General features: G+C 55.0%; 2 protein-coding genes and 1 pseudogene. 2 read left to right on the forward strand and 1 reads right to left on the reverse strand.

Going from position 1 to position 1,632, the window contains the following annotated elements; translation table 11 throughout:
• Positions 1–178 (reverse strand): annotated as a pseudogene (locus ACFDSS_RS13645) (bifunctional ADP-dependent NAD(P)H-hydrate dehydratase/NAD(P)H-hydrate epimerase); the annotation flags it as partial.
• Between the two features lie 202 nt (positions 179–380).
• Here ACFDSS_RS13645 and ACFDSS_RS13650 point away from each other — a divergent pair.
• The gene (locus tag ACFDSS_RS13650; RefSeq protein ID WP_375256274.1) at positions 381–719 is read left to right on the forward strand and encodes a P-II family nitrogen regulator; all 339 of its coding nucleotides are present in this window, start codon (positions 381–383) and stop codon (positions 717–719) included.
• A 66-nt stretch (positions 720–785) separates the two neighbouring features.
• Positions 786–1,632: glutamine synthetase beta-grasp domain-containing protein (locus ACFDSS_RS13655; RefSeq protein ID WP_375256275.1), on the forward strand; the 847-nt coding region annotated here is incomplete at its 3' end.

Here is a 1,632-nt window from a genome sequence, read left to right on the forward strand (position 1 = left end):
TTTTTTTCAAAACCCGGGGGGGGGGGGGGGGGGGGGCCCCCCCCCCCACATCCACGACAGGCGCCCCACCCGGCCACTTGGCGATGATTGCATCCGCAACAGCCTTGCCAGCACGCTCCATAAGCTCGAGCCCGGTGACGTCCCCACGCGCAATCGCAGCCTGCTCAATGGCGCGCATTTGGGCAGCAGACAGCACTTCGGCAACGGTTTCAGCAGGTAGAGTTTTCAAAACGACCTCATTTCAATCGTTATGCACAAAATTTAAGCAACATGCTGTCTTTCACCCTTCAGACTTGGCCTCAGGTTCCGCCACAAATTGTACCTTTGCAATAGAAATGGTCTGACCACTGTCGAAACACCAAAGGGGGAGTCGCAGCGCGATGAAAAAAATCGAAGCGATCATAAAACCGTTCAAGCTGGACGAAGTGAAAGAAGCACTCCAGGACGTCGGCGTGCAAGGCCTGTCCGTGGTCGAGGTCAAAGGTTTCGGCCGCCAGAAGGGCCACACGGAACTTTATCGCGGCGCCGAATACGTCGTGGACTTCCTGCCCAAAGTGAAAATCGAAGTCGTCCTTGCCGACGATCAGGTGGAAGGGGCGATTGAAGCGATCATTGGCGCGGCCAAGACCGACAAGATTGGTGACGGCAAAATCTTTGTCTCAACCATTGAGCAGGCCATCCGCATCCGCACCGGCGAGACCGGCGAAGAAGCGCTCTAACAGACACCGCGCGACCATTTGCGCAATGAACCACACGAAAACTATGTGACAGAAAGGTAAGACCTTATGAACAACAAAGATGTTCTGAAGCTGATTAAAGACGAGGAAGCCGACTATGTCGACATCCGCTTCACCGACCCCCGCGGCAAGTTGCAGCACGTAACAGTCGTCGCCGATCTGGTCGACGAAGACTTCCTCGAAGAAGGCTTCATGTTTGACGGCTCTTCCATCGCTGGCTGGAAATCCATTGACCAGTCCGACATGAAACTGATGCCACAGGCCGAAAGTGCCTATGTCGATCCGTTCTATGCGGAAAAGACCATCTGCATTAACTGTAACATCGTCGAACCTGACACGATGGAACGCTATCCGCGCGACCCGCGCGGCACTGCCGTGAAAGCCGAAGAGTACCTGAAGTCCTCCGGCATCGGTGACACAGCATATTTTGGCCCCGAAGCCGAATTCTTCGTCTTCGACGACGTCCGCTTCCAGGTCTCCATGAACAAGGTTTCATACGAAGTCGACGCAATCGACGGCGCATGGAATACCGATACTGAATACGAGATGGGCAACACCGGCCATCGTCCCGGCGTCAAAGGCGGTTACTTCCCGGTAAACCCAATCGACGATGCGCAGGAAATGCGCTCAGAAATGCTATCCACCATGAAGCGCATGGGCATGAAGGTCGACAAACACCACCACGAAGTGGCGTCTTGCCAGCACGAACTGGGCTTGATCTTTGGCACACTGACGCATCAGGCGGATGAGCTGCAGAAGTATAAATACGTCATCCACAACGTGGCACAGGCCTACGGCAAATCGGCGACATTCATGCCCAAGCCGATTGCTGGCGATAACGGCACCGGCATGCACGTGAACATGTCGATCTGGAAAGACGGCAAGCCGCTCTTAG

The sequence above is a fragment of the Yoonia sp. genome, assembly GCF_042093035.1.
Classification (GTDB): Bacteria; Pseudomonadota; Alphaproteobacteria; order Rhodobacterales; family Rhodobacteraceae; genus Yoonia.